Source organism: Puniceicoccus vermicola, assembly GCF_014230055.1.
Taxonomy (GTDB): Bacteria; Verrucomicrobiota; Verrucomicrobiia; order Opitutales; family Puniceicoccaceae; genus Puniceicoccus; species Puniceicoccus vermicola.
In genome coordinates this window covers 49721-70387 of record NZ_JACHVA010000075.1, presented here as the reverse complement: position 1 = coordinate 70387, position 20667 = coordinate 49721, and the positions used below count along the sequence as shown (strand labels likewise).

General features: G+C 55.6%; 16 protein-coding genes. 9 read left to right on the top strand and 7 right to left on the bottom strand.

From position 1 onward, the window contains the following. Positions 1-186: 186 nt before the first annotated feature. Positions 187-1503 (bottom strand): MFS transporter, encoded by a 1317-nt coding sequence (locus H5P30_RS08335; protein WP_185692490.1) that lies wholly within the window; start codon positions 1501-1503, stop codon positions 187-189. A 144-nt stretch (positions 1504-1647) separates the two neighbouring features. Between H5P30_RS08335 and H5P30_RS08330 the strand changes: the two genes are divergently transcribed. After that, positions 1648-1893 (top strand): DUF6429 family protein, encoded by a 246-nt coding sequence (locus tag H5P30_RS08330; protein ID WP_185692489.1) that lies wholly within the window; start codon positions 1648-1650, stop codon positions 1891-1893. Positions 1894-2124: 231 nt separating this feature from the next. Here H5P30_RS08330 and H5P30_RS08325 read toward each other — a convergent pair whose 3' ends face one another. The 5 genes from H5P30_RS08325 to H5P30_RS08305 form a co-directional block, all read right to left on the bottom strand. After that, positions 2125-5262 (bottom strand): error-prone DNA polymerase, encoded by a 3138-nt coding sequence (locus H5P30_RS08325; RefSeq protein WP_221774325.1) that lies wholly within the window; start codon positions 5260-5262, stop codon positions 2125-2127. A 323-nt stretch (positions 5263-5585) separates the two neighbouring features. After that, positions 5586-6029: an acyl-CoA thioesterase gene (locus H5P30_RS08320; RefSeq protein ID WP_185692488.1), complete on the bottom strand. Its 444-nt coding sequence runs from the start codon at positions 6027-6029 to the stop codon at positions 5586-5588. Positions 6030-6466: 437 nt separating this feature from the next. Next, the gene (locus H5P30_RS08315) at positions 6467-7093 is read right to left on the bottom strand and encodes a DUF4126 domain-containing protein (RefSeq protein WP_185692487.1); all 627 of its coding nucleotides are present in this window, start codon (positions 7091-7093) and stop codon (positions 6467-6469) included. After that, positions 7080-8342: a hypothetical protein gene (locus tag H5P30_RS08310; RefSeq protein ID WP_185692486.1), complete on the bottom strand. Its 1263-nt coding sequence runs from the start codon at positions 8340-8342 to the stop codon at positions 7080-7082. The genes H5P30_RS08315 and H5P30_RS08310 overlap by 14 nt, the downstream gene beginning before the upstream one ends. Positions 8343-8459: 117 nt before the next feature. Then, positions 8460-9335 (bottom strand): LysR family transcriptional regulator, encoded by an 876-nt coding sequence (locus tag H5P30_RS08305; protein ID WP_185692485.1) that lies wholly within the window; start codon positions 9333-9335, stop codon positions 8460-8462. 71 nt (positions 9336-9406) lie between these two features. Between H5P30_RS08305 and H5P30_RS08300 the strand changes: the two genes are divergently transcribed. Next, positions 9407-10981, top strand: a complete 1575-nt coding sequence (locus tag H5P30_RS08300; RefSeq protein WP_185692484.1) for a proton-conducting transporter transmembrane domain-containing protein — start codon at positions 9407-9409, stop codon at positions 10979-10981. 36 nt (positions 10982-11017) lie between these two features. Continuing rightward, entirely contained in the window at positions 11018-13441 is a 2424-nt protein-coding gene (locus H5P30_RS08295; protein WP_185692483.1) for a YbcC family protein, read from the top strand. Between the two features lie 190 nt (positions 13442-13631). On the opposite strand, the gene H5P30_RS08290 is transcribed toward H5P30_RS08295, so the two are convergent. Next, entirely contained in the window at positions 13632-14048 is a 417-nt protein-coding gene (locus H5P30_RS08290; protein WP_185692482.1) for a hypothetical protein, read from the bottom strand. 700 nt (positions 14049-14748) lie between these two features. Between H5P30_RS08290 and H5P30_RS08285 the strand changes: the two genes are divergently transcribed. The 6 genes from H5P30_RS08285 (at position 14749) to H5P30_RS08260 (ending at position 20644) form a co-directional block, all read left to right on the top strand. Further along, positions 14749-16008, top strand: coding sequence for a tyrosine-type recombinase/integrase (locus H5P30_RS08285; RefSeq protein WP_185692481.1), 1260 nt, complete (start codon positions 14749-14751; stop codon positions 16006-16008). Positions 16009-16834: 826 nt separating this feature from the next. Continuing rightward, positions 16835-17146 (top strand): hypothetical protein, encoded by a 312-nt coding sequence (locus H5P30_RS08280; RefSeq protein WP_185692480.1) that lies wholly within the window; start codon positions 16835-16837, stop codon positions 17144-17146. Continuing rightward, positions 17146-19080 (top strand): toprim domain-containing protein, encoded by a 1935-nt coding sequence (locus H5P30_RS08275; protein ID WP_185692479.1) that lies wholly within the window; start codon positions 17146-17148, stop codon positions 19078-19080. The genes H5P30_RS08280 and H5P30_RS08275 overlap by 1 nt, the downstream gene beginning before the upstream one ends. 199 nt (positions 19081-19279) lie before the next feature. Then, complete coding sequence (locus tag H5P30_RS08270; protein ID WP_185692478.1) at positions 19280-19879, top strand: hypothetical protein; 600 nt, start codon at positions 19280-19282, stop codon at positions 19877-19879. Between the two features lie 3 nt (positions 19880-19882). Continuing rightward, positions 19883-20347 (top strand): hypothetical protein, encoded by a 465-nt coding sequence (locus H5P30_RS08265; protein ID WP_185692477.1) that lies wholly within the window; start codon positions 19883-19885, stop codon positions 20345-20347. A 48-nt stretch (positions 20348-20395) separates the two neighbouring features. Further along, entirely contained in the window at positions 20396-20644 is a 249-nt protein-coding gene (locus H5P30_RS08260) for a hypothetical protein (protein ID WP_185692476.1), read from the top strand. Positions 20645-20667 lie beyond the last annotated feature (23 nt).

Genomic DNA, 20667 nt, shown 5'->3' with positions numbered 1-20667 from the left:
AAATCTGAGATCGCACACTGGCGCGGGGAATCAAACTCGCAGCCAATAAAGTACCGTGCCGCTTTAGCAAACGGTTCGTCGGAAAGGTAACGTCTGAGAGGCAACATCCGTTCTCCCGCGACTGCGGGATACACGGTCCGGGGCAGCGCCCCAGGCTGGAAGTCCGACAGCCCGAAATCTCGAAAACTATTCCGCCGAACCGTCCGCCGCCAGAGGATGCTCTTTCTTCTTCCCGCACAAAGGCAGAAGCAACACGGCTCCGGCGATCGCGGCGATCATGGCGACCAAGGTCACGGTTCCATAGCTGAATGTTCCGGCGATCCATCCACCGACCACTGCGGCCGTCACACTGGCCACGGCCATGGCTGCGTTAAAAATCCCCATGGCCGCGCCCTGCGAAAAGGTTGCCAATTCTCCCGCCAAAGCAGATCCCCCGACAATCAGGGGAGACCAGGCAATGGGTAAAATGCCAAAGAAAAGCGGGACCAGAATCATTTGAACCGTTGAGGGGACGGGAACGAGGAGGACGAGGGCGAGGTTGGTAATGATGAGACCGACCGCCCCAATGAGAACAACCTTTCCGGGTCCGATCTTCTCCGACCAGGAACCTGAGGGCGCATAGAGAAAGATACCCACCGTTGCCGCAATCCCGTAGTAGAGCGAGGACTGTCCCGCCGAAATCCCGTAGTTCGCCTTCATGAGCAGAGGCAGAAAATTCATCACCATCCACACCCCAATCATCAGGAAAAACCAACTCGTGATCCACAAGGTGTATCGGGAGAAAAGGTTCTGGCCCAAACCCTTGGCAAACCTCCCAAGGTGGAAATGTTCGAAGTGCCGAACCACCGACGCCGGACTGATGGCCGCTCCCATTGTGGGCTTCGGATGATGTACCTTCTCCTGACGCTTCGGGCGGGATCCGACAGAGGGCAACCCCACCCGCGCGAGCAATATCCCCGGAACCATCAGGACGCCGCAGAGAATCATTCCAAAAACCACATCCGACTGTAGCAACGCCGCCAGAAGCAGACCGACCGCCTGCCCAGTTCCGTAGAAGGTTTGCAACCATCCGAGATGGCCGTCCCATTCCTCCCTCGGCCGGAATTCGACGATGTAACTGAATGCGGTCGTATTCGTCATTCCGGCGCCGACCCCTTGTAGGAGTGCACAGAGAACCCAAGGCCCCGTAGACTCGAAGAAGATGAACCCCACACATCCGAGAGCGATGAGCACGAACCCACCGAGAAAGAACCCCGCAAACCAGCGGGTATCGTCGGCAATTTTCCCAATGATCGGGGAAAACACCTGCCCGAGATAGAAGGCTCCCACCACCAAACCCACTGCCGATGCGCTGGCCGCATTTCCAACGATGATCGGAATCAGGATCGGAGAGATCCCTAGAATGACGGCTCCTTGAAAAAGATATCCCCAAAACCAAGGATCGGTATTCGCCCGTTCCTCCTTCCCGAGACGTTTCGCGAGTTGCGTGGCAAATCCTGACATAAGAGCAGGCTGGGCGAGATCGCTGATTCAGGGAAGCGGAAAAGTAAAAATGATCTACATAATTAGCGCTCCTGAGCGTGCCCTCCTCCCTAAAGCCTCTCTTCATTCTGGCTTCCGATCCCATAATTTCATAATCGCTTCTCTATGGAACCGAACACCGACAAGATCGACGAAGCCGTTCTCGCCCTCCTTCACTTAACCAGCTATTACGAGGGAAAACCCGAAGACACCTTACCCAGAGCTTGGAAAAGCCACGATTGGGAAGCGCTGAATCGGCTTCATGAGAAGAATCTAATCTCCAATCCCAAAAGCAAAGCCAAGTCCGTTCTCCTGACCGAGGACGGAGAACGTTTGAGCAAAGAGCTTTTCGAAAAGTTGTTCTGCTCCTGAATGACTCTTTCGGAAAGAAAGACGCATCGGAATCCCCAATCGTCCCCGGCAACTGGCCTTGCGTCATCTTTATCCACCCGTCCAATTCGGAACCCGCCCCACAAGGATTGGTTGTGGGGAATCCACACCGGACCGATGAGACATGGGGGGCTGCTTTAGCTGCCGATTCGATCCCGAACGAACGGCCTCATTCTCGGATAATGTAATGCCTTTTCCCGGAATGGCCGCTTCTCAGTGGAAGTCGTGCGAGGCTTCTTCCGGGAGTTGTTGGGCGAGGTCCAAGCGCTGGAGGTCCTCTGCGAGGACATGGATAACGCCTCGTTCCTTTTGAACCCGGCCGCGGCAGCGGAGGAAGGGCTCTTCGATCAAGGTTAAGCGAAAACGAGCGTAGCGATCGGGGTAGAAGATGAGATTGGCGACGCCGGATTCATCTTCGAGACTGACAAAAACCACTCCTTTCGCCGTGCCCGGCTTTTGGCGACAAATCACAGCGCCAGCCACTTCCACCATGGCGTCCTGTGACGCTTGTTCCAACTCGCTGGCTTTCCAGACTCCCGGCAATGCCCCTCGCACCATCGCCATGGGATGGTCTCCGGCAGTGAGTCCGCACGAGGAGTAATCTGCCTCCAGTCGTTCGGCGAGAGTCATGCGCGGCAATTGAACCCGCTCCTCGTCTCCGCGAAAAGCCAGTCCGCTCAGTCCGCCCACAACGGGAACATTCGCCCAATCATCGCCCGCCTTCCAGAGGGCCGTTCGCCGATCTCCGGCCCATTCGTTGAAAGCCCCCGAAAGAGCCAACCGTCGTCGTTCCCGACTCGTCAGCTGCACCCGACGGAGAAAATCGGAAAGAGACAGAAAGGGACGCCGTGACCGTTCGGCCAGCAGCTGCTCTACAGCCCGATGGCTGACTTCCCCCAACATCCTAAAACCGATTCGCAGGGTCTTGTCGTCGACAACCGTCACCCGCCAATCCGAATGGCAGGCACTGACCGGCAAAAACCGCAGTCCGCGGCGACGAGCATCCTGGACCAGAGTTGAGGGAGAATAAAATCCCATGGGCTGGTTGTTGAGGAGCCCGGCGTAAAACTCTGCCGCCCGGTGCACTTTTAAATAAGCACTCGCGTACGCCAGCATGGCAAAGCTGATCGCATGAGACTCGGGAAACCCGTAGAGGGCGAAGGATCCCACGGCCTCGGTCACCCGGTCCACGATGTCTGCGGTATGCCCTTTCTCCTGCAGAGCTCGTCTCAGTTTCGCCTGTACCCGCTGAAGACGTTCGGGCGAACGGGAGAAATTGAGGGCGCGCCGCAACTCTTCGGCCTCGGACCCGGTGAAGTCGGCCATCATCATCGCAATGCGAAGAATCTGCTCTTGGAAGAGCGGCACTCCCAAAGTCCTCTTCAGCACGGGCTCCAGGTCGGAGTGAATGTAATCGACTGGCTCGCGCCCAGCCCGCCGCTCCAGATAAGGATTCGTCAAATCCCCCTTAATCGGTCCAGGTCGGATGATCGCCACTTCAATGACAAGGTCATAAAACTCCCGTGGTAGCATGCGTGGTAGGGTGGCCATCTGCGCGCGGCTCTCGACCTGGAACACGCCGATCGTATCGGCCTCGCAGAGCAACTCGTAGGTCGCCGGGTCGTCCTTGGGCATCTGGGCGAGATCGAGCGGACGCCCCCGACGCTCGGCATCAGCCAGTGAATCCTGAATAGCCGACATCATTCCAAGCCCGAGAAGGTCGACCTTCACGATTCCCAGATCCTCACAATCATCCTTATCCCACTGGACCACGCTTCTTCCTGGCATGGCCGCATTCTCCAGGGGGACGACCGAATCCAACTTCCCCTGCGCGATGACCATTCCCCCGGGATGCTGGCCAATGTGTCGTGGCAAACCGCGAACCCCCTCAAAGAGGCGGGCGAACATCTCAGCCCGGGGATGATTCTTCGGCAATCCCGCCTCCCTCGCTTTCTCCAGAAAATCTTCCTGTCCCTCAAAACCGCTGCTCCCTCGGAGCCGGGAGAAGCGACCGATGAACTCCTCCGGCAAATCCAATACCTTTCCCACTTCGCGAATCACACTCTTCCCTCGGTAGGTGATGACGTTCGCGGTCATGGCTGCCCCCCGACGCCCATACTTGCGGTAAACCTCTTGAATCACCTTTTCCCGGCGCGAGCCGCTCGGCAAATCCAAGTCGATGTCCGGCCAGCCCTCTCGACCTTCGCTGAGAAATCGCTCAAACAGCAAGCCCGCCCCCACCGGATCCACCGCCGTAATCCCCAGACAATAGCAAACCGCCGAGTTGGCAGCGCTGCCCCTCCCCTGCACAAGAATTTCCTCCCGATGGCAAAAGCGGATGAGGTCCCAGACCAGCAGAAAGTATCCGCAAAAACCGAGCTTGGCGATGAGGTGCAACTCGTGCTCGATCTGCTTGCGAACCGCAGGGGAGATCGTGCAGTAGCGCTCCCGTGCTCCTGACCACACGACTCCCCGCAAATAGCTCTCCATGGTCTCGCCCGCTGGCACCGGAAAGGTAGGAAATTCGTAGCCCAGGTTCTCGAGCGTAAACTCCAACCGCTCGGCCAGTCGCGCCGATTCCTCCACGCACTCCGGGAGGTCGGCAAAAATCATCGCCATTTCTCCGGGAGAACGCAACCGTCTCTCCCCATTCGGCTCGAGTAGTCGGCCGGCCCGGTCCAGACTCACATGATTCCGCAGGGCCGCAAACACATCCGCGACCAGACGATCTTCGCGGCGGGCGGCCAGGACTCCTCCCGTCGCCACGATGGGAAGCCTCCGGCTCGCGCGAAGATCCACCAGCACCCGGTGCCACTCCGCCTCCGACCGGCGGAAATGCCGCTGAATCTCCAAATAAAAACGATCCCCGGGAAAAACCCGCTGCAGTTGATCGACCCGCTCGGCCAACGCCCTCTGCCCTCCCCGCTTCCACGCTTGCGACAAAGGACCCGTCTCATCGCCCCCGAGCGCCACGATTCCCGGCCCCAACCGTTCCAAATCCTCCCAGAGAATCGGAGACTCTCCCTTGGCTCCCCGCAATGCGGCATCCGTCAGGCAGCGGCAGAGACTCCGATACCCCTCCGCACTCTCGACCAAGACCGGCAGCCGCGACCCGTCCTCGAGATCCAGCTTCGCCCCAACCAGAGCCCGAATCCCCTGCTCCCGCGCCGCCCGGAAGAACCGGGGCGCCCCATACAGCCCTCCGCTGTCTAATAAGGCGATAGACTCCAGCCCCAGCTCAGCCGCCACTCGAACCAAGTCCTCGGGCAAAGACGCCCCCTCCAGAAAAGAGAAGGCGCTGCTGGCATGGAGTTCGGCGTACATGCCGGAAACGATGAGAATATTTTCCAATAAGTAAACATTTGTTCACCTTTTTATAATTCACAGCGAAGTTGTGACGGGGATTACCCGAACGGGAATAGAACCCCTCGAAGCATCGAGCCTCCCCCGCAATGCTTCGGCGGACTAGCTCTCCTACGCCTTTCGACAAACTCACGGTTCCAACGAACGCGTGAGGAGCCCGAAATGAACCTGATGAGTTGATGGAACCTTAGAACAGAACACCCCTCCCGCTCGTAGGAGGAGGATTTGCTGAGCGGGATGGGGAGGTTCCCCCTGATTTAGATCACATCAACCCTTCATCCCCCAAATGGGCTAGCCGATCCACGCGAACTTTATCCGGTCCACTCCTTCAGTTTCTCCTGAAAGGTATCCGAAATCGTCATCGACTCCATCTGGTGCACTCCCTCGCCCGTGTGGCGGACGACGTGCACGGTGGTGAGTTTTCCCCGGGCGATCTTCTCCCCTCGTTCGCCGTTCTCGACCCGATACATCGCAAAGGCGAACTCGATGGCCCGGACCTTCACCTCTTTCACCATGAGGACAATTTCGACTTCTTCGCCAAAAGAAATGGGAGCCTTGTAATCACAGGAAGCCCGCACCCGGGGCCATCCGTGCACCTGACCTTCTTCCCGGTGAATCAACTCCTCCTCCAACTTGGCGAAGAAGGCCGCCTCGGCCAACTCCATGTATCGGAAGTAATTCGAAAAGTGGACGATGCCAGCCATGTCGGTTTCGGAAAAGGCAACACGGTGACGGATGGAAAATTCTTTTTTCATATTGGGCGGGAACTCCGAGAAGAGGAATCGAGGCCGGGCCCGGGGGCAAGTGCCAACGGAAGAAATGGCTCTCGCCATTCCTCTCCACCACGACGACGAAAGAGGCAAACTGCACCACGGATCCAACGTGGGGAGGATGCTTCAGCACCTCCCGTCCCTCACACGCTAACATAAGAAATGGCTCTCGCCATTCCTCTCCATCACGACGCCGAAAAAACAAGCTACACCACGAATCCAGCGTAGGGAGGATGCTTCAGCACCTCCCGTCCCTCACATACAAACGTAAGAAATGGCTCTCGCCATTCCTCTCCACCACGACGACGAAAAAGGCAAACTGCACAACGGATCCAACGTGGGGAGGATGCTTCAGCACCTCCCGCCCCTCTCAAACTAAGACAGAAATGGCTCTCGCCGTTCTTCTCCAAAAATATCTCCGGCTAGCTTCGGTCCTCTTCCTCGATCCGGCCCGTGGTCCGGCGTCGGCGACCCACGATGACGCGGAAGAGTTTGATGATCAGATATCCGACCACGAAAATGACGAGAATCCCGATCACTACGGGGATAAGGAAAGCCAATCCGGCCACGGCCACACTTCCGCCGGTCTCGGCCGTCGCCACGACTGGGTTCGCCAAGCCGCCGCTCGTCGCCGTCGAAGCTCCCCGCGTAACGACGGTTGTTCCCTGAATGACGCCCGCCGCACCTCCTCCGAGAAGAAGCCCCAGTCCCCACTGTAAGGCCGAGTTCATCTCCGGCATCATCGCGGTGGCGATCAGGGTTCCACTCCCGATTGCCGCCGGGGTGGCGACCATATCGAGAAGATTATCGACCCAAGGGATATAATAAGAAGCCACCTCGGCTACCGTCGCCGTCCCGAGGACGATGATGATCATGGGATTGCTGAGCCATTCAAACCGATCCCCCAGATCGACATATCCCATACGACTCGCCAGCGCCAAGGCCAGTACAGGCAGGAACACCCGTAGACCCGCGGCGGCACTCAGCCCAAGTCCGGCGAAAATCGCCGTAAGCTCCGTCAGCTGCTCTGGGTTCTCAATTGGACTCATATGGCAACGGAGAGGATTTCTGCGAAGCCTCCGGCTCTTCCTCCACCACTCTCGTGGCCGGATCGATAAAACGAATCGAATGCGCGACGCCAGCCATGACTCCTCCACTCTCCAAATCTTCCAGACGCTTCACCGAGGAATATCGAGGATCCACCTGAGAAAAGGCAAGGATTCCCCGATCCCCCAAGGGAGGCATCAAAAGCGTAAACCGGGCAAACATCCGGATCCCCTCGGAATCGGCAAACGAGGCCAGACAGACAAACCCTTGCGCAGGCCCGATCTGAGTCAAAAACGGCTCGGAGACACGGACGTCGTCCCAACCGTTGAGATATTCCTCTTCGATCTTTCGTCGGAGTTTCCCCGCGGTCTCCCACAAACGCTCATTTCCGGAAGAGGAAGGAAGGATGAAAGGGAAAATGCGGATATTCTCCACCAACTGCATTTCGGCACCCGCTAGGCTGAGCTTCAACACTTCCGGAATCCCCGCACTCTGATACTCGATGAAAAGATTTTCCGTATCTTTGGGGACAGCGAAATAGAAAAACGGGATCCGCGTTTTAATGTTCTGGCTTTCAAGAAATGCGCGATCGACCTCGAGCATTCGTCCCTCGGGCAAACGAACCGTCAACGAGCGATTCTCGACCGGCACAACCTCCGACATCGACTTTCCGAAGGAGCTGCCACCCATGGTGAAAACACTCGGCGAGGTCACCTTGCCCACATTCTCCAAAGACTCGGGCCAGTTCGCTTCGACGAAGGCCCTCTCATAGTAGTCCCACTTGCCGCGCAGGAGAGCCTTCGCGTAGCGGGCGTCAGGGCCCCGGCTGCGATAGGTCAGGCGATAGGCCATCAATCCGCGGACACCAGGGTTTTCCGCGTAGAGCAAAAACTCCAGACGCACCTCTGTCTCTCCCTCCGTAGCGACCAAATAGGAAACCCCGGCCCGATCCGACTCCGGCTGAGGAAGGATCTTATAAATCAAATCCGGATAGCGCTCGCGCAAGCGTTTCATAACCGCCATCACCACTCGGCGCGGCTGTTCCAAATCAGGGTAATAGTGAATCTCAATTCGCTTCTCCCAATCGCGCTCGTCCTCACCGTAGGGATAAAAGACCTGCAGCTCTCGCTCGCTCGAACTGCGCTCCCTCGCCAATACGAACTCGTCTCCCCCGAGAAACATCTCTTGAGCGGAAAGCACCGACGGAGCCCATGCCAGAGTCAAGACGATCAATCGAAGGTAGAGTTTCACGTGCCGAGGGTGGCAAAAAGATCGTAAAAACAAAACGAGAAAATGACCTCGGGAGGGATCCTCTCCAACGACCCGCCTCAATCCCGAACCGATATCAAAGCAAACGAGCCCTGCACCCTAGACTTTCAGGAGCCTCTGAAGCGCCGCGTTCGGGAACTTTCTCTCCACAGTAATGGCGTAGAAATCCTCAAACAAACCCGGCACTTGGTGCAGATCGTAGAGAATCCCCTGATCCAGCTCGTCGTGGACCACCACTGGTGGCAGGAGCGAGATCCCGTCAATCTCCCGGGCCAAGAGTCGCAACATCGCCATATCATCGGCTTCGGCAGCAATCAGGGGCCGCATCCCGTATTGTTCGAGAATCAAATCGAAATGGGAGCGAATCTCACTCTCCCGTGAGGGTAAGACCATCGGAACATTTTCCAAATCTTCGGGAAAACGAAATGCCTTCTTCTTTCGATATTTCTTCGAACCAATCAGACTGATCGGTTGCTCAGCCACTAGATTACTCCGCCAGGAATTTCCCGCATCGCGCTTCACCGGCCGATTCGACAGCACCAGATCCAGCGTGTGGGACTTCAATTGACGCAGTAGTTCGGCCATGCTCGCCGAGGTGATCACGACCTCAATGTTCTCGTCATCGATTACTTCCCGCAAAAAAGAAAGCTGAAAATTGCGGGATAGCGTTGCCACCGCTCCCACTCGAAGGACTTCGCTATACTTACTGCCGCGATTCTGAAGTGTTGCCAGCATGTCCTCACCGGTTCGAAAAATGGTCTCAGCATAGTCGAAGACCATCCGCCCCTCCTCCGTGAGATGCAGCGCCTTGTGCATCCGATCGAAAAGCGCGCACCCCAAGTTCTCCTCCAACTGTTTCAGCTGCACGCTCAAAGATGATTGTGAGACGTTGAGACGGGCGGCTGCCGCGGTAAGCGTTCCCTCCCGGACGATGGCATGGAAATAACGGAGGTGATGATAATTTAGCTGATCCATATATAAATCCGAACGAAACTATATTTTTCTTATATTGGATATATTCAACCATTTTCGATATTATCCAACTCATGGACACTTTCTTCACCACACTCACCGGATGGGTTCCGCTGGCATTTCTCGGCTTTGCCTTTTTCTCCACCCGGATTTTGAATGAAAACTCAAGCCGGACGGGCAAAGTAGCCGAGATTCTGGCCTGGGCCGCCACAGTCGCCACTTTTATCACCTTTGCCCTCTGGCTCATCCAAGGAAGGATCAACCTCAGCGCCACCCTCACCGAAGCGGGCGTGCTGGGCGTCCGGCTCGACACCCTCTCCCTCCCGATCCTCGGTCTGGTCACCTTCCTCGGGGCAGTCATTGTCCGGTTCTCCCGCAATTACCTGAGCGGTGATGCGAATCAAGGAGGATTCTTCAAATGGCTGATGGTTACCCTGGGCGCAGTCATCTCCCTCGTTCTCTCGCCGGGTCTCGTTCAATTCTGGCTCAGCTGGGTAGTCTGCAGCCTCGGTCTCCACCACCTCCTCGTCTATTTTCCTGACCGCCTTGGCACTCTTCTCTCCGCCCGGAAGAAATTTATCGTCAGCCGGCTCGGCGACCTTTTCCTCATCCTCTCCTTCATCGGAATCTACCGGGTCTTCGGCACTCAGAACTTCAGCGAACTCTTCGCTCAGACCTCGGCTCAGCCCGAGCTGCTGGCCAACCATACTTGGATCGCCTGGTGCATCGTCGGAGGCGCCGTCCTCAAATCGGCCCAATTCCCCTTCCACACTTGGCTCCCTGACACCATGGGAACCCCGACTCCCGTCTCCGCCCTCATGCATGCCGGCATCATCAACGCTGGCGGCTATCTCGTCATCCGCATGAGCCCTTTCCTCCTCGAAAGTTCTGGAGCAATGCTCTTCCTCGCCGTGATCGGAGCGCTCACTCTCATTTGCGCCTCTCTCGTCATGCTGACGCAAACCAGCGTCAAGCGGAGCCTCGCCTACTCTACGATCGCGCAAATGGGCTTCATGTTGCTTCAGTGCGGACTCGGTGCCTTTTCCTTGGCCGTTCTTCACCTCATTGCCCACTCGCTCTACAAAGCCCACTCCTTCCTCTCCTCGGGTTCCACCATCGCCAATTTGAAACGGCTGGAGCCTCGCCCGGTCGCACCTCTCTCGCCGATCATTCTGATCGGACTCACTGGAATGAGCATCGCCCTTGTCGGAATCATGGCGTGGGGATGGGGCCTCTCGGCCAGCACGAAGCCCGGTCTACTGGTCTTCCTCACCGTCCTCGCCATGGCCGTGAGTCAATACCTCGTCGTTTCGCAGCAACAACACGGTTCCCTGCTGAAGATGGGCCGGAACATTCTCGGCGCCTTCGGGTTCGTCGCCCTCTACTTGGGCCTCGCCGATGGGACTATGCGCTACTTTTCCGACTCCCTGCCACACCAACCGGTCGGAGGATTGGCCCTACAAATCATTCTCGCCGCAATCCTGGGTGCCTATCTACTCATCACCTTGACTATCCAAACTCAGCCCACCGGCAAAGCAAGGCCACGTGTGCTCCAGGCCCTCTACATTCACGCCCTCAATGGCTTCTACCTCAACACCCTGGCCAACCGCTTCTCCCGGGCGGCAGGACTCGTCCCCGCCGGACGGTAAGTCACTGAACTTCTCTCCAAAACATCCTTCCTACCAATGAATCCACACCAATCCATCCAACAAGCTTGCGGACAAATCGCTCCGCTCTGGCCTCTGGCCAACTTTGTCGCCGTAAATCCATTTCTCGGCTTCTCCAACCGCGCCTTCGCCGACACCGCTCACTACCTCTCCCAGGTCCAAGGCGCGCAGTTGACGATGCCACAATCGTGGTATTCCGAAAAATTCGCCTCGGGAGAAATCCAGACTGCAGATCTACAAAAAGCAATTGAGCGGGCGCCCAAGGAGGTCATCGCGACCTTCCGGGAGTCAGACCGGGCACTCAATGCCCACGCTCTTGCCGAGAATTTAGACGCCTCGAAGACGCTCCCGGAGCCACTGTATCGGCCGGGCACCTTCAGCGGTTATCTCGATGACAGGGAAGGAACGCACTGGGGCCGCGCATTCAGCGAGGAAGCGGCGAAATGGTGCGCGGCCTACTACGACAAGGGCCAATCCACCTGGTTTCTTACCGGCATTCAGAATGGTTTTTACGAAGCATGGCACGAATCTGTCGGTCACGACAAAACGTTGGCTTGCATGGGCCTCAAGAAGGCCCACAAGACCTTGACGGAAATGTCGGCCGATCCGGAAGAAGCGATCACCGACGCAGTCAAGACCATGGGCATTCCCGAAGCCTTCCTCCCCGAATTCCTCTACCGGGTCCTCCTCACTCTACCCGGGTGGGCCGGACACCTGCGCTACATGGACCGGGAAGAAGAAATCCGGAGTTCTTCTGGCAGTGAGTTGATCCAGCTCCTCGCAATCCTGCTCAACTACGAATGCACCCTCTACAATGCCTACTCGCAAGACAAAGACTGCCTGCTGGGCTGGAGGCGCATTCTCATGGAAGAACCAATCGAGAAATCGAGCGAAATCATGCCCATTGACCTCGCGGAGCGCCTCCTCTGGCAGAGCGCCTTCGAGCATCACATCGAACATTCGCTGCAACAACGGATCCATCCTCAAAGCGCCCCACAGGAGAAAGCCAAGCCGGACATCCAAGCGGCCTTCTGCATTGACGTCCGCTCCGAGCTCTTCCGGAGAAATCTGGAAACCGCCCTGCCCAACATTCATACGATCGGCTTTGCCGGATTCTTCGGCGTCCCACTGGACCACACCCCATTTGGACATCAACATTCCGAAGCCCGGTGCCCTGCCCTTCTCGCGCCTCCCGTAAAGAGTTGCGAACACTCCCATCACGAAGGAGAAGACACCGATCCCCACCACACGGAGCGGAACTGGAAAAAGTTCAAAGAGAGTGCCGCCTCCTGCTTCAGCTTTGTCGAAACGCTCGGGTTAACCTTCGGCTGGAAGATGCTCCAAAGCGCCTTCGGGCTCGGTGACTCCTCACCGAAGTCCGGACGCCTTCCCAAGTTCGCGGAAGAGCTCGATCCGGAAACCCGGATCAACCTAGCAGCCGGGATTCTCAAGGGGCTGAGTCTCACCCAACATTGCGGGCGCCTCGTTCTTCTCTGCGGTCACGGCAGCACAACACGGAACAACCCTTACGGATCCGGATTGGACTGTGGCGCTTGCGGAGGACACCCGGGAGATGCCAATGCCCGCATCGCTGCCGCCCTCCTCAACGATCCAGTCGTCCGGAGCGGATTGGAGGGTCAGGGTATCACCATCCCGAAAGACACCTGGTTCATCTCCGGTCTCCACAACACCACGACTGATGAGGTCACCCTCTTCGACCTCGAATCGATTCCCTCCTCCCACAAGGAGACTCTCGAGACCCTCCGCCACAGTCTGGATCAAGCAGGGCTGTGGACGGCAGCCACCCGCGCAAAAGACTTGAACGTCAACTCGACCGAAACCTTTAAGGCGATTCGCGCCCGTAGCACCGACTGGTCTCAAGTGCGGCCCGAATGGGGCCTGGCCGGAAACGCCGGCTTCATCGTCGCACCACGGAGCTGGACTCAAAGCAGCAACCTCGAGGGCAAAGCATTCCTCCACGAATATGATCCCGGCGCCGATCCCGAGGGCAAACTCCTCGAGTCCATCCTCGCCGGCCCCTTGGTTGTCGGGAGCTGGATCAACCTCCAATACTACGCCTCCTCGGTCGACAACACCCATTTCGGCAGCGGACACAAAGGCATCCATAATGTGGTCGGAGGACTCGGAGTCGCCCTCGGCAATGAAAATGATCTACGCCCCGGACTTCCCCTGCAATCCGTCCACACTGGAAAGCAACTGATGCACGAACCCTCCCGCCTCCACGCCTTCGTGGCCGCCGATCCGGATATACTCGATACCATCCTGGAACGGCAGCCCGCCCTGAAAGAGCTTCTCGATAACGGATGGCTCCATCTCTTCTCCCTGGGAGCCAACGGCCACTCCTGCAGCTACCGACTGCCTTCCGGAGAATGGAAAGTTTCCCAAGTCGAAAACAAGAGGGCCAGCTTGGAACGGGTCTAGGGCGAACAATAAGGCCCACTCAGAAGAACCACAGAATTATGGAGGGAATCGTGAGAGAGCCGAGTTTGTTTTCGTTGTGGATGTATAGGTCTCGTCAAGTCCGAACAAGGACCTCCGAACTCGATCTCTTTTCTATGCTCGATCTTATTCTCTCTCCGCCTCGCTCATTAGGGTGACCAGCCCCAAAAACTCACTCTTCGAGTCCCAAAGGCCCTAGCTTCTGAAGCTCATCGCCAGCCTTCAATGTATAGGTAATTGACCCATCCCTCATCAACACCTCCTCTTTTCCTTTCTCGACTTCCACTTTGGAAGACCAACTGAACGATTCACCTACCCTCCCCCCATTATCAACCGAAGACCACATTTCGCCCGTATATGAAAATTGGACCCTATAATGATCGCTACCCACGGGTGATATAAAACTGACGAACTCGAGATTGGATATTGCGTCGCTGCTTGTTGGAACCATGACCCGGACCTGAGATAACTCATTGATCGTCTGGAATTCCACATGTGAGATTTCCTCACCGTCCTCAAAAATCTTCAAAGAAATCGTTATGTTCCCCTTTAGAGACGATTCCGAGAAAGAAACAGTATCGGCAACCACAGTCCGTGAAGAGGGAGGAACGACAGCTTCTCGCTGCGGGTGTACGACGACCTCTGGTTCAGAGTTTACGAATCTTCGCTGTCTCTCCTGATTGACAACGACTTTACGTTGGACCGGGATCGATTGCCCGCGTGCCTGAGGCCCGGAGGCCATCAGAGAAAGGACCAAGAAGAGGGGCAGAGTTCTGATAAGGATCTTCATGATTCGTTGGGAAAAGCGTCTGAATCGTCCAACTATAAAAGCCTGTCAGGGTCTTCGATCCAAGGAAGAATAATCCAATTCCCCAATTGGTTAGTGTAGGCAAATAGAGGAACCATTTGCTTTCGAGAATTCTTGATCCCCTGATGACCTCCACACAATTAATTTGGATATTTTGCCAACTCCATCAAAGAAGAGCCTTCGGCTTCAGAAACTTTGAAAATTTCCGGCTGAGCGTCCTCGCTCAGTGCTGATGAACATAATAATCCTAGAGAATAATAATCAGAAATTGTGCCCGGTCCCCAGACTTTGGCATAGACCCGAAAAAAGGCTCCATGAAAATGGAGCCGAAAGTCGGATTTGAACCGACGACCTACTCATTACGAATGCTATAATCTTGAACGACCTCTATTGATTTTCAACAACTTATATTGCAAGGAAATGCACAGAACCGCACTAAAGCGCTTGCAAATTAGGCACCATAGGCACTATCCTGCCTATCATGAAGAAATCAGCGGCACGAAAAAGAGCTCCAAAAGCTCGGCCTCTGACTCCGGTATTTGATCAATCGAAGGGGCGCTGGCGAATTAGTATTCCGGCCGCAAAAAGTCCGACTGGAAAACGGCAGCGTCTCTTCTTCGACACGAAAAGAGCTGCAGACGTCGAGGCAGGCCGGATCAAAGGAATGGCAGATCAATGGGGCACGGCCGGACGGAAGATCAAAGCAAGTCTCGCAGAAGACGCCGCTAGAGCATCCGAGATCCTCGAACCCTACGGAGTCACACTAACGGAAGTCGCTCTCGAATATTCCGAACGAGAGAATATTCGAAATGCTTCAATGCCGATGAGGGACCTTTGGAAGCGATATGAAGACCATCTTGAGACCGCTACAAACTCGAAGGGCCGCGCCTACTCTCCTCGCACCATCCAAACCAAAAGATCGACCGCAAAGAAGATTGCTGAAGTTCTTGATTCTGCCTTGGCCTCAGATGTGTCCCAGGACGATATCGAAGAAATCCTCCGAAAAGACTTTTCTAGCGCTTCTAGCCGGAACACGGCCATCCTTCACGCGAAGCCAATGTTCTCTTACGCAATTCGGACGCTCAGAGTTGCCACAAACAACCCTTTTGACGGAATTCCTAAATTCGCGACTGCACAAAAGGGAATCTCGATCGCTACTCCTGAACAGGTTATCCAGGCAATCAAGCAAGGATGCCAAGACCACACGAAGAATACGGACCTCCCCGAGGACCTGCGTCTCGACTGCAATGATGCTCGGAGTGCCGTTGCAATTCTAGCCTTCGCCGGCCTTCGCCCCGAAGTCGAACTCGGAAATCTTTACTGGAATGCGATAGACCTTCACCGGAAAACCATTCGAGTTCGAACCACCGACTCAAAGACCCGATCCGGTCGCTATGTCGACATTGAGAACAACTTGCTGTCATGGTTGAAACTGATCCCAGCAAAGGACCGCCAAGGAAAAGTTGCACCTTCTAACTGGAAACGAAAATGGCGGGTGATCCGACGCTTCGCCGGATTCGAAAGAGCTGATGCCGATGTTTTAAGACACTCCTACGCAACTTACTATCATAGGGGCATCAACGGAAGCGTGGACGCTTTAAGGGCAAATCTTGGCCATGGGACTACAGATGTAACATTCGGTCATTACCTAGACACCGACGTAGAGAAAGCACAGGCCCTTCGATACTGGACGATCAGTCCGGAGATTTTGAACCCCGCAATCAAAGCGATTACAATATGAGCACACGAGACTGGAGACCCATTTCTGACTTCATTCGATCGAAAATAGATCGCGAGCTCGACAAGTGGGAGGCAAAGACCGGAGAGAGACCTGAATTCGGTCTAGACGAGAGAAGAGCAGCAGTGGCAACGCTAGCAAGTCGATGGTCAAAGAAAAACGCAGCCATTCTAACGCGGAGACACCTGGACAAAGATCATCCGGATGACATGCCTTCGACTGACTCGGAAACCCTGGTTCGGTTTATCTCACGATATCCAGAATTTGCTCTTGGAGACGGAAAACAATCCGGATTTCTCACAAAATTCCGTGGTTGGTTACTCAGACTAGATGAATTTCATTTTGCGGAAAGCAGAGGCGAAACGCTTCAAGTCAGTTCGGAAGATGTTCTTGGAATTATCAAGGGACTAGGCGTCTGCGGGGACACCATCAAACACCGGCGTCAGCGGTCGGGACAAAAACCCGAAAACAAGTCCCCGTGACATAATAGAAAAATAAAGAGACTTGTGCGTCATGAACGCGCAAGCACATGCAGAAACAGCCAAAAAGCTGATCACTAGGCACGAAGCCGCCGAACGGTATTCGTTTTCAATCCGAGCTCTCGACAACTATATCTCAGCTGGGATCATCCCGGTAATCCGGCTAAGCCCAAGATGCGTTAGAATTCCAGTAGTAAAAGCGGACGCCGCCTTCGACCGTCTGACGACGGGAGGTGCTCGATGAAGCGTCTCAGGAACCGAGCCCCGAAGAAAGGTCGATTCTCCGGCAGCACACTTCGTTTGTTCGAACGGGTTTCCGCGGGCCGCGGTAGATCTCGGAGGTGCCGGAAATGAAGGCGCAGACTCTTCCGAATGGCGTCTCGGTGATCCTCGACGATACCGAAGCTGAACTGCGAGCGATTCGTGCCGGTGTCCGGGACCAACTTAAAGACCGGGCTCAGCGGATTGGAAAGACCTCCCACGCTGTTTTCCCGAAAGGACTTCGCGCAGAAGCATTTTCCCGATTCGGCAAGACCGACGATCAAGGGTGGGCATATATGGAGGGGCCGCTACCGATCGTTCTCGAGATGATTTCGGCAATGGGAGTCGCCCATGGTCCCTGGGTGGGATTCTCGGACAACCGAAACGAAGAGAAGAACTGATGAACTTCTACTCTTTCGAGGAAATCAAAGAACGCGGCAATTGCGTTCGATTTGCCGCGGAGATTCTGGGGCTTGAGGTAGATTCGAACAGTCGGATCCCGGCCACTTGGCGAGGTGGAGATGGGCCCAATGTCGCGATCAACGAAGATGAATGGTTCGACCACGTGGACAAAAATGGCGGGGGAATCATTGATCTGGCTGCGGTCTCAAAGTTCGACGGAGATATACAAGCAGCGCAGAATTTTCTGGGCGAATGGCTCAAGCTGAAACCAAAAAGCCAAGTTCAGAAAGGCTCGAAACCTGAACGCAAGGTAAGCCGGTGCAGGTATGACACTCTGATCGCGGAAGGCTACAAGGAAACGGCTCGCTACCATTACAAGGACGAACACGGATCCGATCTTCATTTCGTTGCTCGTCTCGAGCATCCAGAGCGTGAAAAGGAATTCGTCCAGGGGACTCCTAAAGGATGGGGCTTGCGAGGTGTGAAACCTGTCCTCTATCGGCTGCCGGAATGGAAAGACGAAAATTCGGTCTGCATCGTCGAAGGAGAAAAGGACGCCGACACCCTAGCAAAACTCAAAATAGCGGCGACTACGAACTGCGGAGGCGCCGAAAAGTGGAACGATAGCTTCGCGGACCTATTCCAAGGAAAGTTCGTCGTGATACTTCGTGACAACGATGAATCCGGTGAGAAGCATGCTCTTCGCGTAGCGAGATCCATTTACGGAAAAGCAAAGGAAGTTCGCATCCTTGCACCGTCGAAATTGCCGAAAGGTGACGTAAGCGATTGGCTTGAAAAGGAAGGAGGATCAAGCGAGTCACTTTTTCAGATGATAAAGTCGACCGCGCCCTACGAGGAAGTAGAGGAAGGAGATGAGGTCCGCCAGTGGTTGAAAGAAATTCGATTTGATCCGAGCAATCCTCCTCCTCCAGAACCTTGCCTCTACGAGTTTTCCGGTACTGAGGTGTCGCACCCGGGAAACCTTTGCACCCTGACCGCAGCGCCGGGGGTCGGGAAAACGGCTCTTTTGGTCGGTGGTCTTGCCGCTGGCCTTTCTCCAGAGAGTGTCCTGGGCTGGAAATCCCCGCAGCGCAAAGGTGCGATCGTCCATATCGACTCGGAACAGTCTCGAGGAGATGCATTTGAAATCGTCGGAATGCGTTCGCTACGTAGGGCCGGACTCGAAAGCATGCCAAAGCGATTCCTCTCGTTTCCGATGGTTGGAACCGATCCGGGAAGGATCCTCTACGCTCTCCGAGTCATTCTTGCCGATGCTCAGAAATCTTTCGATGAGATCCACAGTGTGTGGCTCGATGGAGTCGGCGACGTTTGTAACGACGTCAACGATCCCGGAGAGGTTCAGGGTGTCGTCACAGAGCTTCACCGTCTTGCGAACGAGTTCCGGACTGTGATCTGGACTATTCTCCATTTCAACCCGGGCAGTGAGAAGATGCGCGGGCACCTCGGCAGCTATCTCGAGCGAAAATCTGAGACCGTGCTCCGCATGGAGCGGGAACCGGATGGAGAGACGACAGTGATTTACACTGCGAAAACCCGCCGGGCCCCGATTCCAAAGTTACAGGGAATCCGCATGAAGTGGAATGATCAGGCTGGGATGCATGTGCAGGTTGAAAGCGCGATGGCTGCAAAGGCAGATGCCAAAGCGGAGGAAGCCCGCGCGATCATCGTTGAACTTGCCGCCGGCGATCCATGGAAGAGCTGGAAACACGGCGATCTCGTCGAAGCATTCTGCAAACATACAGCCAAATCTGAAGCTACTGCGAAGCGCTGGATTTGTAAAAATCGGGATCAAAAAGGCAATGATCCCTCATCGGCATTGAGCTTCAACGCAGCCACCGGACTCTACGGCCTAGGGATCACTGCACGTCAGGAGATCGAATCGGCCAAAAACTCAGAGAGAAAGCGGTCTTAGAAGTGATGAAGGATCAAGGATCATTTCGGGATCATTCTGGGATCATGAACCCACCGGGCAGGGATCGGTATCAAGGATCACCCGGCCTTATATATAAGGCCGGTGATACTGATCCCCCTGCCCATGCAGATCTTGAAATTAAATTTTCACACTCTGACCGCGTTCGGTCGGAGTTCAGTCAAACCAAAGAAATAAGACAATGACCACAGAAACCAAAAATCCGTTCGACCAGGAAATCTCCTACTCGGACTTCAATCATCGGACACCCGGCTATGTCGGGTTCACTGGAGAACTCGATCAGCTCGAAAAGCTCGAGAAGGATCAAGCCGACGCGACCACTCGACTCGAAAAGGCCGAGAGCGCACTCGCGCAAGCAAAACAAAAAGAAGCCGCCACGATCGAGGACGGAAAACCGAGTGAAATCGGTAACGCCACTTCCTCCAGGATCGGGGCCGAGAGCGCACTCGTCGCCGCTCGTCGCCACCTTGAGAAGACAAAGCGCGCATTGTGGGGAGTCAGAGACGGGGCAGTTAACGAGGCCATCTCAAGGGCGTCGAAAGTGGAACATGAATTCGCCGAGAAACGTGCTCATGAGATGGCTGAAGATCTCGATCCCACAAGGCTCGATGAATCAGTAGGTATGAATCTGAGTCGCATCCTGAAGAGTCTCGGCTTGGCGAGCAAGGCACTCGCACCGGTTAAACCTCCCTTCTCTCGTCAACGCTATCACAACGTGGCCGCCGCAACGCTCCGCGAATTCATTGCTAAAGTTGAGGAGGTTGCCTCGTCAAATCTCTGATCGATGGAGCGTCAGATACTATTCGAAAACGGCGCCCTCGATGGTCCAGGATTCGGACGCCTCGTGCACGATGCACGGGGCCGTCCGGCCATGGATCTCCTGATTCAAGAAGTCGGGGAAGAAACAGCGTGGGAGCTGGTAGGCTTGCTTGATGAGATCGCTGCCGAACGAACTCGACGCGACACACTGCAGGCCATCGAGGCTTTCCTGGTCGGCTTGGCCGGCCTCTCACCGAGTTTTGCTGCGCTTCACCACATACTGACTGAGAGGCGGGAAAGTCTCAGTTCCCTGGCATCCAGGCTTGGAGTTAGCAAGCAAGCAATCGGCAAGCACCGGACAACAATTCTCGAAAAATTACCCCCCGGGGGGACCGACACAGAGCGCCTCTTGGCCTGGATGAGAGAAAATCACGGGTCCTTTTTTGAGAAAAATTTTCCAGAGGTAGGGCGCGCCGACGGTCGTTTTTGAGAGATTCTATCCTGAAAAGTTCCGCTTCCGTTTCCGCTTCAATAACTTATGCAAGAGTACAGCACACTTGAGGAACTGGAATCGCTTTCAGGCCTTACGCGCTGGGAGATCCGGCGACTCGACATTCCCCGCGATGAGACGGGGCGACTCCCAACAAAAGCGGCAATCAGGGCAATGTTCAAAGTCCTAACCAAGCGTCTGGAGGAAGCTGAGGCGCAGTTGCCGAAGGCTGGTGAGGAGCAGACACAGTACGTTCCGATTTCCCGCCGCCGTCGTCTTTCCGGACACCGTTTCTAACCTCCGGTTGACGCCCCGAACCT